Origin of the sequence: Reinekea sp. G2M2-21, from assembly GCF_015687175.1 — a bacterium.
In the GTDB taxonomy this organism is placed as follows: Bacteria; Pseudomonadota; Gammaproteobacteria; order Pseudomonadales; family Natronospirillaceae; genus Reinekea.
The window spans coordinates 1-335 of the sequence record NZ_JADPQG010000045.1; the positions used below are offsets into that span (position 1 = coordinate 1).

General features: G+C 44.2%; 1 protein-coding gene. It reads right to left on the bottom strand.

All coding sequences use genetic code 11. From position 1 onward, the window contains the following. Positions 1–333, bottom strand: a 333-nt coding sequence (locus IYN85_RS26555) for a transposase (RefSeq protein ID WP_370592252.1), incomplete at its 3' end; no start/stop codon positions are given. Positions 334–335 lie beyond the last annotated feature (2 nt).

Sequence of the window (335 nt, forward strand, 5' to 3'; positions counted from 1 at the left end):
CTCATGGTATAAAAAGAAGGACTCTACTTTCGCATTATCCGTCGGTGTTGCACGGCGACTGACACTGCGAACCAGACCTAGTTCATCAAGAGATTCTTGATAGTTCGTTGTCATGTATTCCGTCCCTTGGTCTGAATGAAAGTAACATCCTTTCTTAGGTTCTCTGGTATTGGAAGCCATACGCAAAGCGCTCTTAGTTAATTCGCCATTTCGTTTGGTGCTGAATGACCATCCGATGACCCCTCGATTAAACAAATCCATCACAACTGCAAAGTAGAGCCAACCCGATTTGGTCTTAAGGTAGGTGAAGTCTCCTCCCCATTGTTGGTTAATTT